The organism is Gemmatimonadota bacterium, from assembly GCA_009838845.1.
Lineage (GTDB): Bacteria > Latescibacterota > UBA2968 > UBA2968 > UBA2968 > VXRD01.
This window is the reverse complement of sequence record VXRD01000013.1, coordinates 40,246-59,336: the sequence shown is the minus strand read 5'-3', so window position 1 is coordinate 59,336 and position 19,091 is coordinate 40,246. Positions and strand designations below refer to the sequence as shown.

Annotated in this window: 11 protein-coding genes; all 11 read left to right on the top strand. The window is 47.7% G+C overall.

Annotated elements, in window-relative coordinates; translation table 11 throughout:
- Positions 1-117: 117 nt before the first annotated feature.
- The 11 genes from F4Y39_01840 to F4Y39_01790 all read left to right on the top strand — a co-directional run bounded on the left by F4Y39_01840 (position 118) and on the right by F4Y39_01790 (position 19,087).
- A complete protein-coding gene (locus F4Y39_01840; protein ID MYC12448.1) occupies positions 118-1,554 on the top strand; it encodes a TlpA family protein disulfide reductase in 1,437 nt (478 codons plus the stop codon).
- A gap of 44 nt (positions 1,555-1,598) precedes the next feature.
- Entirely contained in the window at positions 1,599-4,055 is a 2,457-nt protein-coding gene (locus tag F4Y39_01835) for an FtsX-like permease family protein (protein MYC12447.1), read from the top strand.
- Positions 4,048-5,355 carry a TlpA family protein disulfide reductase gene (locus F4Y39_01830; protein ID MYC12446.1) on the top strand — a complete coding sequence of 436 codons (1,308 nt, stop codon included), beginning with the start codon at positions 4,048-4,050 and terminating at the stop codon, positions 5,353-5,355. The genes F4Y39_01835 and F4Y39_01830 overlap by 8 nt, the downstream gene beginning before the upstream one ends.
- A 78-nt stretch (positions 5,356-5,433) precedes the next feature.
- Entirely contained in the window at positions 5,434-7,797 is a 2,364-nt protein-coding gene (locus tag F4Y39_01825; protein ID MYC12445.1) for an FtsX-like permease family protein, read from the top strand.
- Positions 7,790-8,371 (top strand): RNA polymerase sigma factor, encoded by a 582-nt coding sequence (locus F4Y39_01820; GenBank protein MYC12444.1) that lies wholly within the window; start codon positions 7,790-7,792, stop codon positions 8,369-8,371. The genes F4Y39_01825 and F4Y39_01820 overlap by 8 nt, the downstream gene beginning before the upstream one ends.
- Positions 8,263-10,830, top strand: coding sequence for an FtsX-like permease family protein (locus F4Y39_01815; protein ID MYC12443.1), 2,568 nt, complete (start codon positions 8,263-8,265; stop codon positions 10,828-10,830). The genes F4Y39_01820 and F4Y39_01815 overlap by 109 nt, the downstream gene beginning before the upstream one ends.
- Positions 10,831-10,865: 35 nt before the next feature.
- Positions 10,866-13,244, top strand: a complete 2,379-nt coding sequence (locus F4Y39_01810; GenBank protein MYC12442.1) for an FtsX-like permease family protein — start codon at positions 10,866-10,868, stop codon at positions 13,242-13,244.
- 108 nt (positions 13,245-13,352) lie between these two features.
- The gene (locus tag F4Y39_01805) at positions 13,353-13,553 is read left to right on the top strand and encodes a DUF2283 domain-containing protein (GenBank protein ID MYC12441.1); all 201 of its coding nucleotides are present in this window, start codon (positions 13,353-13,355) and stop codon (positions 13,551-13,553) included.
- Between the two features lie 72 nt (positions 13,554-13,625).
- Positions 13,626-13,892, top strand: a complete 267-nt coding sequence (locus tag F4Y39_01800) for a DUF4258 domain-containing protein (protein MYC12440.1) — start codon at positions 13,626-13,628, stop codon at positions 13,890-13,892.
- Positions 13,893-14,198: 306 nt separating this feature from the next.
- Positions 14,199-16,703, top strand: coding sequence for an FtsX-like permease family protein (locus tag F4Y39_01795; protein MYC12439.1), 2,505 nt, complete (start codon positions 14,199-14,201; stop codon positions 16,701-16,703).
- 29 nt (positions 16,704-16,732) lie between these two features.
- Positions 16,733-19,087 carry an FtsX-like permease family protein gene (locus F4Y39_01790; protein ID MYC12438.1) on the top strand — a complete coding sequence of 785 codons (2,355 nt, stop codon included), beginning with the start codon at positions 16,733-16,735 and terminating at the stop codon, positions 19,085-19,087.
- The last annotated feature ends 4 nt before the right edge of the window (positions 19,088-19,091 follow it).

Below are 19,091 nucleotides of genomic sequence, written 5' to 3'. Positions count from 1 at the left end.
GATTATTGCAGTAAAATCGGGACAAAGAACACGCACCGCAAAGAGTCGTCGCCTAAAAATGTGTAGATTGGGGTATCCTCGCAGATCCTACAGCCGTAAAATCCTCAGGAGGAAATCATGATCTCCATCAGCCCGATTTTCCGCAAGAACAGCATTCTCGCTGGTCTGTTTATACTCTTCTCACTTTCTGTCCATTCCACACTCTTCGGCATTTCCAATAACGCCCAGGATTCCTCAGATGATCCATCCGTTGCACGATTTGACTCAGCTAATATGGATGAAGTTGTGATCCCCCTGGAGCGTGTACCTGTAAGCGCACAAGCATTATCGAGATTCAGGTCATCGTCGATTGACTTTCATGATCACGGTTGGATAAGTCGAAAACCGCTCGAGGAGGGCCTGCGAGGATTTCCACCGGGAACGACCATAGAATTCTATGGTGTATTCGAGTTGAGTGCCCTACAGTTGTGCATTCTTTATTATCAAGAAGAGACCGATCGAAAACTCTGGGAACCGTATGACTTAGAGGTACCTGTAGATAGCAAAGTATCCTTTGTGAATGGCCGGGATCGAAATGGAAATGCTGTTTTCCTTTTTGATACCAACAACAATGAAGACTTCTCCGATGAACATGCGATATATCCAGAGAACTTCGGTACGGTATTTCGTCTGTTGAGCTACATTCTACCAGGGAGACCTTCTTATGGGCAAAAGGCAAATGCCACCGTTGAATTTGAATATAACGATGGTAGAATCGCCAAAACCCAAAAGGTGGGCGTGGAGGTTCATAGATATACGCAATATGTGAAAAAGCAGAAAGATCCAACCTTCCCAAAATTCAGGGGAAGCGTAACTGAATACCGAAAAGGACGAGTGAAAATAGATGGTCAATTATACGACCTGGCGATCTACAACAAAGGACGCTTCGCGACCTACTCTACCAAAATTTATAACAGAATACTATGGGATCTCGATCACGATGGCATATTCGGGAGTGAACGCGAATCACCGGAATATTACGACGCGGACAAACCCTTTAATATCGGTGGTATCACATTTGAAGTTAAAAGCATCTCCGCCTCTGGTGATGAAATTATCCTCAGAAAATCAGATGTCTCCGTCCCAACAAAGATTGAGATTGAGCGAGGTTCTGTAGCACCCGATTTTGCAGTTACCGATATAGACGGAAAGAATCTTCAGCTTTCAAATTTCAGGGGCAAATACGTTTTGTTGGACTTCTGGTCCACCGGGTGCGGGCCTTGTGTCAAAGATACCCCCAGATTGAAAGCGCTATCTGAAAAATTCGACCGCGATAATTTCGAGATTATCGGCGTCAGTTCCGATACCAGAAGATACAAAGTTGAGAATTATGTGGAGAAGTCTCACATTGGATGGCCCCAAATCCTGGACGCTATAGACAACAATAACAAGGTATCAAAGATGTATAACATTGGAGGCCTTCCGCACTATGTTCTGATTGATCGGCAAGGAAAGGTTATGATGACGAATCGTTCTTTTCGAGTCGCCCTCACTCTAATCTCTCCACTCCTTTAAGACAAGCTTCGTCATGACCGCCTGAGACACCCAGGGAGAATAAAATGCTCCGCAACTATCTGACAGTAGCATACCGAAATCTTGTGCGCTACAAAGTGTATTCCGCGATCAACATTACTGGCCTGGCAATCGGCATTGCGTTTTGCATCTTGACATTCCTGTACATACATCACGAATGGACCTATGATGCGTTCCACAAGAATGCCGATCAAATCTATCGGGTATATACCGAATTTCGTGGCCCAGATAACAAATTTTATCGCACACCCACGGTCCCAACCGCTTTGCGCAATGAATTGGTACAAACTGCAACAGACGTGGACCAAGCTGTGCGATTGGTTGCCGGACGAGGAGACGACCCCGGTGATCAAGAGATACAGATTACGTACGGAGACCAGATCTTCAAGTTGCCATTCCTGATCGTAGATCCCGAATTCTTAGACATGTTTTCGTTTTCCCTTCGCTCTGGCGATTCGGAAATTGCCCTCAAACATCCGCAATCTGTTGTATTGAGTGCTGAAACAGCAAAGAAAATTTTCGGAGATGAAAATCCAATCGGAAATCAACTGACACTGCGATCTCTATGGAGCCACGAACGCGCTGACTTCACAGTAACCGGCGTTGCCGACCCCATACCCGATAACTCATCGATTCAGTTTGAGATGTTGCTACCATATCAGCATCTATGGTTTTTTCTGCGTAGAGAAGCGGATGATTGGAACCTCTTTTCCAGATGTAGTACTTACGTCCAGCTGAGTGAAAATACAAAATCCACAGATATAGAACCGGCGATGCTCGCGATTGTAAAAGCGCATATGCTGCGACCAGAGATCTCAGCGGACAACTTACATTTGCGACTTCAGCCACTGACAAATTTGCACCATCGAATAGATCTTATAGACTCCACTTACCGCAATATGAAGGCACCCCGGGATCCAATGAACGGGTATGGGCTAATCTGTCTTTCGTTGCTGGTTCTGGTAATGGCTTCCATCAATTTTGTCAACCTTGCAGTGGGTCGATTGGTCACCCGAACAAAAGAAGTGGGCATTCGCAAAGTTGTCGGTGCGGTGCGACCTCAACTGATTCGGCAATTTTTAAGCGAGTCGGTTTTATTGAGCCTTGTGGCCGTAGTTTTGGGCCTGTCACTTGCCGAACTGGTACTGCCGTTTTTTAACAAATTTATGCATCAGAACCTGTCCTTCGACAACATTTTTACCTGGCCTACTTTTGTCTTTTTAATCGCTCTGGTCGCAGTCGTCGGTCTCCTGATAGGCAGCTATCCCGCATTTATGATATCCGGGTTTAATCCGGTTCGCATACTCACGGGGCGGTTTAAGCTGAGCCATCGCAATCTGTTTGGTCGCGGACTCGTCTTTGGACAGTTTGCCGTGTCGAGTGCTTTGATTACCTGCACGCTGATCATGGTTTATCAACTTCAATTTGTAAAAGAAAAAGATCTTGGTTTTAGCAAGGAATTTGTCATTGACATTAACACAGACAGTCTTCACGATTTTAGCGGGCAGCACGATTTGCTCAAGAACTATTATTTGCAACATCACAAGGTGGTTGGAGGCACGACAGTGGGAAGACCACTGTTGGGTTGGCAAAGTAGATACGAAGGGACAGGAGAACAGGGGCAATCTCTGTGGGTAAGCCGTTTCTATGTGGATTACGATTTTGTAAAAACACTCGAAATGAAGGTGCTATCAGGGCGAGATTTTAACTCTAATGCGAATGATCAAGCACAGGGCAACATTCTCGTAAATGAAGAACTGGTCAAACAGATGGGATGGGACGACCCGATTGGACAGACCATCACATTTGAGGGCAGAGGAGTACGCGTATTGAGAGAGTCAAAAGGGGTTACCCGAGTCATTGGCGTGGTGCAGGATTTCTATTTAATGCCGCTCCAGCAAAACGTTCAACCCGCGATGCTTTTACTGAGTCCTATAGGAAATTCAAGAAATTTCTTAGTGCGGATCAAACCTGGCGATGTTGCCGAAACCTTGAAATACCTGGAAACAGGATGGAAAGAGATCGCGCCCGCTGGCGAGCCGTTTTACTTCACGTTTGTGGACGAGGATATTGAGAATTATTACCGGGACTTTTTAAGTTGGAGCAGAATCGTGGGCTATGCAACGATTCTGGCTGTTTTTATCGCATGTCTGGGTGCATTTGGATTAACAGCACTGGCCGTGGCGAGGCGAACCAAAGAAATAGGCATTCGAAAAATTATGGGCGCCTCGGTTTTAAATATCGTATCGCTGCTATCGCGTGAATTTGTCATGCTGGTTATAGTCGCAAGTCTATGCGCCTGGCCCCTGACTTATCTAATAATGATCTGGTGGTTACAGAGTTTTGCCTATCGCATCGGGTTGACAGCCGGGGTATTTGCACTCGGCGGCTTGCTGACCCTATTGGTCGTAATCGGAACAGTGAGCCTGCAAGCCGTGAAAGCGGCAAAAATGAATCCCGTGGAGGCATTGCGGTATGAATAAACTACTCAGAAAGGATGGTATTCTCATGAACCGGACAATCATCTATTTCGCGTCTCTTCTCTTAATAATCCTCTTGTCTGGCAAGCCCCTTGAGGCGGAGGGTGATAATACTATAACGATTAATCTTGAGCGATCCACGCCTGATCCTGACGATGTCACCTTTCTCTGGCCATCAATGGATCTCTCCGATAGTAAGATGGTTGGTCTTGAGCCAGCTGAGGAACTGAAAGGCATACCTGAAGATTTTCCTGTACAATTTTTCGGTGGGTATAGACTTTCCTCATCCGGCACTCCTCATGGCGGGATCATACCAGATGACACAGTATCGTTTTTGGCCGGACAATCGGAGACAGGCGAATATGTCTTCTTATTCGATACCGACAATGACGAGAATTTCTCAGACGAGAAGATATTCCAGGGACTCGCGTTTAGTTTTGGCGAAGACACAGGAGGCTACAAGGGCGTGGCCGAAGTAGCATTCGAGTATGTACAGGATGGTCGTGTACGCTCTCGAAACGTAGATATTGAGGTTTACCGATTCACGAACTACAAAAAAAGAACCGGCGAGCCTCCTATTCCTAAATTCCGTGGACAAGTAAGAGAACTTCTAACAGGAAAGGTACAATTTGGTAGGATACAAATGCGTCTGGGACTTCACGCAGAGGGGGAGTACGCAACCTATGATCCTAAGACATCCAGGTTAATACTTGACACAAATGGCGACGGTATTCTCGACAACGGATACAGGTCAATCGAAGTCTATAGAGCCAGTAAGCCTTTCTCTATCAATGGAACACCGTACCGCGTCGAACGAATATCTCCTGATGGTAGCACGCTTACACTGGCTGTCCACGACGTTGCAGTTGAAGAGAGACGAGACCTCGAATTGGGCAAACCCGCACCGTCTTTCACCGCCGCAGATTTGTCTGGAAGTGAGATCAATCTGGAGTCCTTTCGAAATCAGCTTGTACTCCTGGACTTCTGGTCAACATACTGCGGGCCGTGCATAAGCCATATACCTGCACTCAGAAGTCTGTGGCGGGACTATGCCGACAAAGGTTTTGCCATCATCAGTGTAAGTGCTGACAAATCCAAGGACAAAGTGTTGCAGTTCACACAGGACAACCAAATGGGTTGGCATCACGTCGTGGACACCCAGCCCGAGAGAAGGATATCGAGAGCCTACAATGTCGATATGATTCCAGCATACTTCCTGATAGATCAGAACGGTTTGCTTGTCGCAAAGTATGCCTTTGCGAGTCAGCTAAGAGATCTTGTGACTTCGCACTTGACGGACTGAACAATCATTCTCTCTAATCTCTCCGCTCCTTTGAGACAAGCTGTGTTATGACCGTCTGCGACATCCAAGGAGAACAAAATGTTCCGCAATTACCTGACCGTAGCGTATCGAAACCTCGTCCGTTACAAAGTGTATTCTGCGATCAACATTACCGGCCTGGCAATCGGCATTGCGTTTTGCATCTTGACATTCCTGTACGTACGACACGAATGGTCCTTTGACGCATTCCACGAAAAAGCAGATCGGATATATCGCATTTACAATAAAGGAGAAATAGGCGAAGGAAGCGATGCCTCGGCTTATATGCCTGGTCCTCTTGCTCCGGCATTGGCAGAATCATTCTCCACACAAATGCAACATGTCGTCAGAATCTTTAACACTTCTCGCACATTCCAATACGGCGACCATTCATTTCAAGAGCGCGTTATCTACGTAGATCCAGGTTTCTGGGATGTATTCTCATTTCCCCTGATAAAAGGCGACCCCGCAACAGCACTAAACCGCAAAGATACCATTATCATATCGGAAACCGTCGCCCAAAAATTTTTCGGCAACACCGACCCAATGGGGAAATCGTTCTCCTTCACTCGAAATTCAAAAATCCATCAGGCTCTAATTACCGGCATCGTAAAAGACATCCCCGAAACATCCAGCATTCAATTCGGCTGCATCCAGTCCTATGAGAATGTCGAAGACGCGCTCAACTCGTGGAATTACATAAACAACATCAGTACTTACGTCTTACTCCACGATCAGGTCCGATCCGAAGACATAGAAAAATTACTTCCGCGTTTTCTAAACTGGTCGTGGCCCATCACGGGGGAAAACCAGGAGTTGAAATTGCAGCCCCTTGCCAATGTGCATTTCAATCCAGATATCCGCGCGCCCGAACCCGCCACGGACCCGGCATACAGCTACATCCTGTTGTGCATCACAGCCCTGGTACTCTTTGTCGCATGCGTGAACTTTATGACCCTCGCCCTGGGACGGTCAGCTTCTCGAGCGCGGGAAATCGGCATCCGCAAAGTCGTTGGCGCACACAAGCCCCAGATCATCGTGCAATTCCTCACAGAATCCGTAATCTTAAGCCTCATAGCATTTGTAATCGGACTCGCGCTATCAGAACTTTTAATGCCATTATTCAACAACCTCATGGCGCAAAAACTATCCATAGTCGCACATCTGGATGGTCTGGCATTTGCCTCGCTCATGGGCCTGACTCTAATCGTCGGCCTGCTCGCAGGCACCTATCCAGCCTTTGTCCTCTCCGGATTCATGCCAATTCACGTACTCAAAGGCAGATTGAAAATTGTCAGCGCGGGATTGTTCAGCCAATTTCTCGTGGTCTTCCAGATCGCAATGTCTGCGGTTCTCGTCATCAGCGCCCTCATCACGACCTCTCAACTCGACTATTTGCGGACCAAACCCCTGGGATTTGACAGCGAACATTTGATTGCCGTAAGTCGCCTCAGCAAGTTGCGAGACCTGGGACCAAAGGGCATTGAAACCTATCGGGACGCCCTCTTATCCCATCACGCAATTCTGGGTGTAACCCCAATATATCACATGATGCGGAATGGATACCAGTCGCGCGGGGCTGTGATACATGACGGAACAACCTTAAAAGGCGTGGAGATCTTCTTCGTCGATTACGACTTTGTACCAACGCTCGACATCAAATTGATCGAAGGCCGAAATTATTCACGAGAACTTGTAACAGATCCAACTGCGTCTGTCATCATCAACCAAACCCTGGCCAAACAACTGGGACCGGGACCACCGCTCGGAAAAACACTGAAATTCTTTGATGATATGACAGTAATCGGCGTAGTAAACGATTTTCATTTTCGCTCTCTCCACCACAAAATTGGTCCCGCATTCCTGAAATGCCATCCAGAACATCCATTTAGCCACCTGCTAATTCGGGTGCGTGCCGAAGACATCCCCGGCACACTGTCATTCATGAAAGCGCAATGGGAAGCCGTAACACAGTCCTCTGGATTCCGCTATTCGTTTCTCGACGAAGGCATCGATCGCCAATACCGAACCGAAGAGCGATGGCATCGCATGATCGGATACGGAACCCTGTTTGCCATTTTTATCGCGTGCCTGGGCGCATTTGGATTGACAGCACTCGCCGTGACCCGACGCACCAAAGAGATCGGCATTCGCAAAATATTGGGCGCCAGCGTCACAAACGTAGTGCGCTTGCTATCGCGCGAATTCGTACTGCTGGTAGGCATAGCTAATGTGCTTGCCTGGCCAGTCGCCTATTGGGCAATGAGCAAATGGCTATCGGACTTTGCGTATCGGATTGAACTGGGCATTGGGGCATTCGCGCTGGGCGGTGTATTGACCCTATTGGTCGTAATCGGAACAGTGAGCCTGCAAGCCGTGAAAGCAGCAAAAATGAATCCCGTGGAGGCATTGCGATATGAATAAACGATCAGACATAGAAAACGATGTACAATTGATCCACATGATCAAAGCCGGCGACAAAAGCGCATTTGGCAAACTCTACCATCTGCACCAGAATCGCGTACGCGCCATTGTCGGGCGATATGTGAAGGACCGCGACGAAACCGAAGACTTAATCCAGGTGGTATTCATGAAAGTCTTTCAGAGCCTGCGCCATTTTCGCGGCGAATCGGCATTCACAACCTATCTGACGCGCATTGCCATCAACGTCGGGCGGTCACACCTACGATCCCGGCTATCCCGAAAAAACGGCCTGGAAACCATAGCGCAACACATGCCCGAACCAATCACTCTGACAACGCCAGAAGATAGCGTCATCAAAAAAGAACGCCATCAACGCTTAACACAGGGCTTGCGCACATTGCCCAAAGCACAACAACGCGCAATGTGGCTTCGCTACATAAAAGAACTATCCTACCGCGAAATCGTATGGGAAATGCAAGCACCCCTCGGCACCGTAAAAATCTGGCTCCACCGCGGCCGCCATCAGCTAAGACGCGCACTGGAAAAACAAGAGGTCGGAAGCTGGGCGGGCTAACTGCTGGGGACGACACAGGAGATAAGACCATGATCAAAAATTATCTGACAGTCGCGATTCGCAATTTGATGCGGCACAAATTGTACACCTCCATCAATGTATTGGGACTCTCTATCGGATTGGCGTGTGGCATCTTAATCCTGTTGTACATCCAGCAGGAGTTTGCAGTAGATCGCTCGCATACTCTGGGTGACCGCATTTACAAAGTAATTCGAGAAGAACGCGGCAGTACGCAAACAACATACGATGAAGGCACATCAGGCGCACTCGGTCCCGTGTTAAAAGAAACATTTCCCGAAGTAGAAACAACGGTGCGTATCTGGCGATGGGGTGTATCTGCAAAATATGGCGACCACAAGAATCTATATACCCTTGCGCTGATAGATGACAACTTTCTGGACGTATTCGATTTTTCCTTCATAAAAGGCGACTTAGAAACCGCGTTTCGCCTGCCGTACTCTGCGGTCATTACCGATGAAATGGCACAACACTTATTTGGCGATATGGACCCGATGGGCCAAACAGTTTCAATCGACAATCGCAATTTTCCAGGCGAGTACACAGTTACCGGCATCGTAAAAGCGCCACACCTTTTATCAGACCTTCAATTTCATTTGCTCACAACCACAATACCCTCCATAGGAAAAACACAAGAGCCGTGGATGATGTGGCTACCCAGGCAATCGTGGCGTCCTGTAAAAACTTATGTACTACTAAAAGCAGGACAAAACGCAGAAACCCTCCAGACGAAAATGCAGTCGTTGATCAAGCAGTATATGGGGGATGACGTTGCGGCAAACAATACCTACCATTTACAGCCCCTGCACCGCGTGTACCTGTATGGCGAATCTGATTTTAACCCGGCTGCCAGCAGCCCCATGCAACAAATTTACATGCTGGCAGCTATTGGACTGATCCTCGTGGTCATTGCCTGCGTGAATTTTACAAATCTGGCAACTGCGCGCGCGGTCACCCGCAAGCGCGAAGTCGGCGTGCGAAAAGTCGTTGGCGCGCATCGCCCGCAATTGATGGTTCAATTTTTAACTGAATCCCTACTTTTAACCTGTTCTGCCCTGCTGATTGCCCTGGCACTGGTCGAGCTATGCCTGCCCTTATTCAACCAATTTGTGCGCGGCAACTTACACCTCAACACAGCTACAGTGATAACATGCACACCAGCGGTACTGGCATTCACATTGTTGGTCGGATTACTGGCGGGATGGTATCCGGCGTTTTTCCTCTCTTCTTTTAGCCCGGTCACAGTGTTAAAAAGCAGGGCATCTTCCTCATCGGGATCCACAGGATTGCGGAAAGGACTCGTAGTTTTCCAATTTGGCATGTCCATTTTGCTGGTGATTTGCACCCTGGTGGTTTATCAGCAACTGCGATTTATAGAAACCAAAAATATGGGTTTTGCACGCGATCACATTGTGAGTTTGCCGATCTTTGCTCACGACCGTGAACATGAATTCAACCCACAAAAACGCCTTTCGGCACGCCATCAGATGGTCAAACAGGTCTTTCTCGAACACCCCAATATCCTCAACGCATCAGCTCTGCGATATGACATTTCTGGATACGGCGGACGACCGCGACGGATCTGGCCCGATGGAGACCGAACAAAAGAACGGACAATTCGCATAAACGAAGTTGACGACTCGTTTTTTGAGACATTTGAAATCCCCGTACTTCGAGGTCGCGCCTTTTCAGCCGATGTTGCCAGCGATACATCACAGGCAATTATTTTAAACGAAACAGCCGTGCGTCTGCTCGGCTGGGAGGACGACCCGATTGGCAAGCAAATTTTGTTACCAGCATATGAAAACCGATCCCTGATAGTAATTGGGGTAGTAAAAGACTACCACAGCTTGACACTACGAGAAGAAATCGCACCCATGGGATTTATAGGCAAATGGAGACTGTTTGTTTCGCTGGCCCTGCGCATCCGACCAGAAAACACCGCGCAAACTCTGTCCTTTCTCGAAACCCAGTGGAAACACTTTTTGCCAGAGGTACCCTTTGCATATCACTTCCTGGATGAAATCATACAGTGGTACTATTTCGACGAACACCTCACCGGCAAAATGCTCGGCGTGTTCTCATTACTGGCAATTTTTGTCGCCTGTTTGGGACTGTTCGGACTCGCCGCATTCATGGTTCAATCTCGCACCAAAGAAATTGGCGTACGAAAAGTACTGGGCGCATCCACACCGCATCTGGTCATGCTACTCTCGCGCGAATTTGTATTGCTCATCCTGCTCGCCAATCTCATTGCCTGGCCAATCGCCTATTACCTGATGCGCGACTGGCTCTCCGGGTTCGCCTATCAGACAGATCTGAATGTCTTGCCATTTGTTGCAAGCGCGATAATGGCCCTGATCATCGCCTTTGGAACAGTGAGCATGCAAGCCATTCGCGCGGCGCGTTCCAACCCGATTGATGCCTTGAGATATGAGTAAATATCTGCTGACCGTGATTCATCAGGAGGCTTCTTATGATCAAAAATTACTTTGTTGTCGCGATTCGCAATCTGATGCGAAAGAAGCTCTACACATTCATCAATGTGTTCGGCCTCGGCCTGGGGCTTGCCTGCTGTATCTTGATGGCTTTGTTTGTCAAACACGAATGGTCACGCGATCAATTCCACGAGAACCACGACCAGATGTTTCGGTTGGTAGCGCAAAGGGTTCAATCAGACGGGAAGGCGATTCCATTTAATATCTGGGATACGGTATATCCGCTTTTGGTTGTCGATGAGTTGAAAGATGAAATCTTAGGTATTGAGCAAGTCTGTGCATTTATGCGGCATACGAGGAGTAAAATCACAAGGGGGAAAAAATCTTTTAGGTCAGCCATGGGGTTTGTGAGTGGTGACTTCTTTGCGATGTTTACATTTCCTTTTTTGTCAGGTGATCCTACAACAGCACTCGATCAACCAGATGGGATAGTGATTACCGAAACCATTGCACACAAGTTTTTTGGAGGTGTACAGAATTACAACGCACTGATAGGGCAAGCACTGAGTATAAAAAATAAGCTGTTTGTCGTGACAGGTGTCATGGCAGATGTTCCCACAACATCGAGTCTTCAATTCGACGTGTTGGTTTCGACAAAAGCCGAAAAGGGTTTTGGACTTGTAAGACACTACCACGATGCAAGTGCATGGATCTTTGTACAAATAGGTGAAACAAATGCTTCTCAAGCACTTGACGATCTCAATCATTGGCCCAAAAAAGAAAAGTTGCGAGAAGAGATATTCAAAACATCATTTAACTTTATTCTTCAGCCCCTGACGGATGTGTATTGGAATACAGACATTCCCAATCACTACGGACCACAGGGCAACCCAACAGGAGTCTATATTTTGTGGGGACTTGCATGGCTGGTCTTACTCATTGCGTGCAGCAACTTTATTTCCCTATCGGTCGCAGAGTCTTCCGGGCGAGCAAAAGAAGTGGGATTGCGCAAAGTAGTAGGTGCTAACCGCGGTCAGATTATTCAACAATTTTGGAGTGAAGCACTGGTGTTGAGCTTTTTGGGCTTACTCGTAGGCACCGCACTTACCGAAATTCTTTTGCCCGTATTCAACGGATTTGTGCATCAAAAGTTGACCCTCGCTTATTTTGACGATTGGTGGGTATTGCTGCTCCTGCTCGGCATTGTCGGGCTAATCGCTGGCAGTTATCCCGCTCTGGTCTTGTCGCGATTTCAACCTGTTTTAGCCATGAAAGGCGAAGCACGCCCTGGTGGGCGCAATCTTTTGACGCGCACATTAATCATTCTGCAATACGCGGCATCCATAGCCCTCATCATTGGCACAGGTATAATGATTCAACAGCAAGATTATGTGCGGAACAAAAATCTGGGCTTTAACGAAGAGCAAGTCGCCATTATTAAGACAAATCGGCAGTTGGCAAAACCCTATAAGGAAGCCATTGTAAACGACTCGCGCATTGAGGGTGTTACAATTACGGATCGCACACTCACAACAGAAAGTGGTTATTCCTGGTCCAATTACTCGTTGCCCGATGGCTCGATAGTTGAGATAAAGGTGATTGGCGTAGATGTCGATTATCTCTCTACCCTGGAGATACCGCTTCTCGCTGGCCGAAATTTTTCAGAAGACCATCCCACAGATCGAGATAAAGCCGTATTAATCAACGAAACTCTGGCAAAGCAATTGAGCCTTGAAAACCCGGTGGGAAAAACGCTGGCGGGCTTTGGAAGGAATGGCGTTAAAGATCCCGTTGTCATTGGTATCGTACACGATTTTCACATAAAATCTCTGCACAACCGGATTGAGCCGCTGGCGTTGCTGATGGAAAATTATAAATACGGCCCGTTTTTACTCATTCGTATGCGCCCGGGCCAAATTTTTGAAACAATCGAAATGCTCAAAAGCACATGGGAAAAAGTTGCACCCAATATGCCATTTGAACTCTCGTTTTTGGATGAAAACCTGAATCGACAATATGCCAATGAAGTCTATTGGTTTCGCGTATTGAGCCACTCGGCACTGGTGGCTGTTCTGCTTTCGTGTTTGGGATTGTTCGGGCTGGCGTCACTGGCGGTTGCGCGGCGGACAAAGGAGATTGGGATTCGGAAGGTACTGGGGGCTTCTGTCCATCATGTCATGTGGTTGTTTTCCAGAGATTTTATCAAACTGCTACTGGTCGCCAATATCATCGCCTATCCTGTTGCCTACTGGATGATGAATCAATGGCTGACCAATTTCGCATATCGCATTGAACTGGGCATAGGCGTTTTTGGCATCGCAGGGATACTGACCCTCATAGTCGCATTGTTGACGGTGAATTTTCAAACATTGAAAGCCGCGCGCCGCAATCCCGTGGATGCGTTGCGAGATGAGTAAGTCATATAGCCCCTTGTTTTTTTGCTTAAATTGCAGATATTTGTAAATACGGATATGCTGATCCCAAATGGACTTCTGAAAAATAGTACACGATGGAGGCAACAAATTATGAAACTACATATCGATAAGGAAGCCGACGCGCTCTATCTGCGCCTTGACGACTCTACTATTGTCGAGTCAGAAGAGGTCTCGCCGGGCGTGGTGCTCGATTACAATGCATCAAACGAAGTGGTGGGCGTAGAACTGCTCTATCTCTCCAAACGCTCCTCCAATCTGAAGCTCTCCACCCTGGAATTTGAGACCGCTTGACCGTTCCCTACAAGAACTATTGTTTTTGTTTTAGATATATTCCGCCGCGTACCTTAAAGCCATGAGCGCGATATGGCAACCGGATCGATAAAGCTGGAATTTAGCAAACATGCGGTTCTTGCAAGGACAGAACGCATGATCCCTCAAGAGTGGATCGAACGGGTGGTAGCCGAACCGATGTTGCGTATATCCGACCCGAAGGACCCTGAGGTAGAGCGATTCTTTCGGATCATCCCGGAACAGGGTAACCGTGTGCTGCGCGTAGCCGTGAACACCACCGTTACGCCCTGGAGGGTGGTGAGCGTATTCTTTGATCGAAATATGAAAGGCAAACTGTAAAACTGCACGGAGGTTGATGCTGGGTGATGTAATAAATAATAGTTCTACGCATAATACAACAGGCACATTGCAATCAAAACAATGTGCCTGTTTTTATTATAAGTGTTCATTTTCGGACACCACTGTATCAAAATCGGACACTTATTAAACTGAGTTCAGAGTACGAATTTTCATAACCCCTTGTAAAACATAGAAAAGAATATTCTGGCACAAAAATTGCTTGTTATTTTAATACGTTCACTTACCTGAAAGCTGAATGGCTGACTTCTTGCTGCGAAATAGCTGGACGGAACAGGAGATAAGACCATGATCAAAAATTATCTAACCGTTGCGATCCGCAATCTGATGCGGCACAAATTGTACACCTCCATCAATGTATTGGGCCTCGCCATCGGCCTGGCGTGTGGCATCTTGATCCTGTTGTATATCCAGCAGGAATTTGCAGTAAATCGCACTCACGCCCTAGGTGATAGAATTTACAAAGTAATTCGAGAACAACGCGGCAGCACACAAACAACTTATAGCAGTGGCACATCAGGCGCACTCGGTCCTGTGCTGAAAGAAACATTTCCCGAAGTAGAAACAACGGTGCGTATCTGGCGGTGGACTGTATCTGCACAATACAGCGAACGCCAGGGTCAATATTCCCTGGCACTCATAGATGACAACTTTTTGGACGTATTTGATTTTCCCCTCATAAAAGGCGACTTAGAAACCGCGTTTCGCACACCCTACTCTGTGGTCATTACCGACGACATGGCGCAACACTTATTTGGTGATATGGATCCAATGGGCCAAACATTTTCAATCGATAGTCGCAGTTTCCCAGGCGAGTACACAGTTACCGGCATCGTAAAAGCACCACATCTCTCATCTGGCTTTTATTTTCAAATACTCTCAACCACAATACCCCCCGTAGAAGAAACGCAAGAGGTGTGGACAATGTGGCGACCTACGCAATCCTGGCGTCCGGTAAACACCTATGTGCTATTAAAAGCAGGACAAAACGCAGAAAGCCTGCAAACAAAAATGCAGTCGTTGATCAAACAGTATATGGGGGATGAAGTCGCGGCTGAAAATAAGTCTCGTTGGCCTCATTATCCCCTTCTGCCATTGATCAAGCAGCATATGGGAGATGATATTGCAGCAAAAAACGCCTATCATCTACAGCCCCTGCACCGCGTGTACCTGTATGGCGAATCCGATTTTGACCCGATGGCCGACAGCCCGATTCAAAAAATTTATCTGCTAGTATCTATTGGACTGATCCTCGTGGTCATTGCCTGCGTGAATTTTACAAACCTGGCAACTGCACGAGCCGTCACCCGCAAGCGCGAAGTCGGCGTGCGAAAAGTTGTTGGCGCGCATCGCCCGCAACTGATGGTTCAGTTCTTGAGCGAATCCCTGCTTTTAACCTGTTCCGCCCTGCTGATTGCCCTCGCACTGGTCGAGTTATGCCTGCCCTTATTCAACCAATTTGTGCGCGGCGATTTGCACCTCAACGCAACTACAGTAATAGCAGGTGCGCCAGCAGTACTGGCACTAACATTGTTGGTCGGACTGCTGGCGGGATGGTATCCAGCATTCTTCCTCTCCTCTTTTCGCCCGGTCACAGTGCTAAAAAACAGTGGGGCTTCCTCATTGGGTTCCACTGGACTGAAGAAAGGACTCGTAGTTTTTCAATTCGGCATGTCTATCTTGCTGGTGATCTGCACCCTGATCGTTTATCAGCAACTGCGATTTATAGACACCAAAGACATGGGTTTTGCACGCGATCACATTGTGCGTTTACCCATTTTTGTCCATGACTTTGCCAGAGAGCCAAACCCACAAAAACGCCTTTCGGCACGCCATCAGATGGTCAAACAGGTCTTTCTCGAACACCCCAATATCCTCAGCGCATCGGCACTGCGATACGACATCTCGGGATACAGCGGACGACTGCGACTGGCCTGGCCCGATGGGGATCGCACAAAAGAACGAACATTTCGCATAAACGAAGTTGACGACTCGTTTTTTGAAACATTTGAAATCCCCGTGCTTCGTGGTCGTGCCTTTTCAGCCGATGTTGCCAGCGATACCTCTCAGGCAATTATTTTAAACGAAACAGCAGTGCGCCTGCTCGGATGGGAAGAAGATCCGATTGGCAAACAGATTGTGTTACCAGCATATGACAACCTGTCCCTGACCGTAATTGGCGTTGTAAAAGACTACCACAATTTGACGCTGCGAGAAGAAATAGCCCCCATGGGGTTTTTGGCCCGCTGGAAGATGTTTTATTCACTGGCTTTACGCATCCGACCAGAAAACACCGCGCAAACCCTATCCTTCCTCGAAACGCAGTGGAAACGCTTTATACCAGATGCGCCTTTCGAATATCACTTTCTGGACGAAATCATAGATTGGATCTATTACAACGAGCAACTCACCGGCAAAATGCTCGGGATATTCTCACTACTGGCAATTTTTGTAGCCTGTTTGGGACTGTTCGGACTGGCCGCATTCATGGTTCAATCTCGCACCAAAGAAATTGGCGTGCGGAAAGTACTGGGCGCATCCACACCGCATCTGGTGATGCTACTCTCCCGCGAATTTATATTGCTCATTCTGCTCGCCAATCTCATCGCCTGGCCAATCGCCTACTATCTGATGCGCGACTGGCTCTCTGGATTTGCCTATCAGACAGATCTGAATGTCTTGCCATTTGTTGCAAGCGCGATAATGGCCCTGATCATCGCCTTTGGAACCGTGAGCATGCAGGCCATTCGCGCAGCGCGATCCAATCCCATTGACGCCTTGAGATATGAGTGATCAGTTCCCATCCTGCAAAGGAGAAACCCATGTTCGGTGAAATATCTCTACTCAGCAGCTACCTGAAAACAGCGCTCCGCAACCTCGCCAGGCACCGCATCTACTCGGCCATCAACATCATCGGCATTGCCATCGGCCTCGCATTCTGCATCCTCACCTATCTCTTCGTTCACAACGAATGGACCTATGATACCTTTCACCAAAACGCCGACCGCATCTATCGGGTTTATATAAAAGGCCGAAACGAGCGCGTTCACGGTGTAACACCCGGCCCCCTCGGACCCGCTCTAAGGGATGCATTCCCAGACATGCAGACTGTTCGTTTCATATCTCGCACGGGGAAAATTGGAACAGAAAATCGCGGTTTTCGGGCAAAGTTGGGTTTTACCGATCCCAACTTCCTCGACATTTTTTCTTTTCCAATCCTTCGAGGCGATCTATCCCATGCCCTTCAAGACAAATACTCCGCACTCATAACAGAAAAAACCGCGCAGAAGTATTTCAACAACACCAACCCAGTCGGAGCAGTGCTTCCAATTGAATACAAAAATGAAATCCAGGATTACACCATCACAGGCATTGTGCAAAACGCGCCCAAAAACTCCACGATTCAATTTGACGTACTACTACCCTTTGAACAAAGCAAGGTCGAAGACAGATGGAATTCCTACAGCATATTTACTTTCATGATGCTCCCCCCAAATGTACACCCCAATAGTCTCGAACAACAATTTCCTCAATGGACCAAAAACTGGTGGGACGAAAAGAGCGAAAACTTGATCAAACTTCAATCACTCACCCAGATGCACTTCGATCAAACTATGCACGTAAGCCGTCGCAGTAATCCCGTTTACTCATACATATTATCGGGCATTGCAATCCTCGTCCTGTTTATCGCCTGCGTCAACTTCACAACCTTAACCCTCGGACGACAGGCAACCCGGGCGCGAGAAGTCGGCTTGCGAAAAGTCGTCGGCGCGAAACGCATGCAGATTGCAAACCAATTTATCGGCGAATCCCTCTTACTCATCACCATCGCACTCATCGCCGGCATTGCCATCGCAGAACTCTCATTGCCAACATTCAATAACCTATCTGGGAAATCCCTATCCTTGACCGACGGTCTCAACCCCACAACACTTGCCTTTCTCATTCTTCTCGTCAGCCTCGTCGGCATCACAGCAGGGGGTTATCCCGCCCTTATCCTATCCCGAATGCAGCCAACCCAAATCATCGCGAGCAAATTGCAGACCAAAACGGGCAATCGGTTCGGCAACATATTAATCATTTTTCAGTTCGCCCTATCCATATTCTTCATCATCACCACCCTGATGATGGGCAAACAACTCACATACTTGCGGACCCAACCACTGGGATATCAAACCGAACACGTTATCGCCATCTGGACCAGTGATCTAAAAAAAGAAAACAAAACCACAGAAACGGCTTTTCGAGATGCCCTGCTGTCTCACCATGCCGTGATCAGCACGACCTGGATCAACCACCGTCTAAACAACGACATGAGTATGTCAACCTATGTAACATATCAGGGAAGTCCAGAACAACCCGTTGAAGGTATTAGTATTGACTACGACTTGTTCAAAACACTCGACATAAAACTCGCTGCAGGTCGAGAATACAACAGAGACTTTCCAACAGATCAAAAGGAAGCTGTCATTGTAAACGAAGCACTCGTCGAAAAATTCGACATAGAAGACCCGGTTGGCAAAACAATCAAATACGGCGGCTCATCAAAAGAAAGAACCATCATCGGCGTTGTTCAAAATTTCCATTTTCGCTCTCTGCATCACAAAATCAGACCCGCTGTCCTGCCACTCAGCACATACACTGGACGCTTGTTGGTTCGCATTCACCCCAAAAATGTACCCGGCACCATCGCATTTATCAAAGAACAGTGGGAAAAAATCGCCCCCAACCACGCATTCAACTTCTCATTCATCGACGAAGCCTTAGACAAACAATACAAAAAAGAAGAACGCTGGAATCAAATGATCCAATACGCCACCGGATTTGCCATCTTCATCGCTGCACTCGGCGCTTTCGGACTGGCTGCATTAGCTGTCGCACGACGCACCAAAGAAATCGGCATTCGCAAAGTATTGGGTGCATCCCAAACGCAAATCCTATCCCTACTCTCACGAGAATTTGTCCTCTACATCGCCCTATCGAGCCTCATCGCATTCCCCATCGCCTATTACGCGACCAATCAATGGTTACAAACCTTCGCCTATCGCACCGAATTGGGTATTGGCACCTTCTTACTCGGCAGCCTTGTCTTGTTCTTCATCGTATTCACAACCGTCACCACCCAGACCCTCAAAGCAGCACGCGCAAACCCGGCAGACGCCTTGAGAGATGAGTGAGACT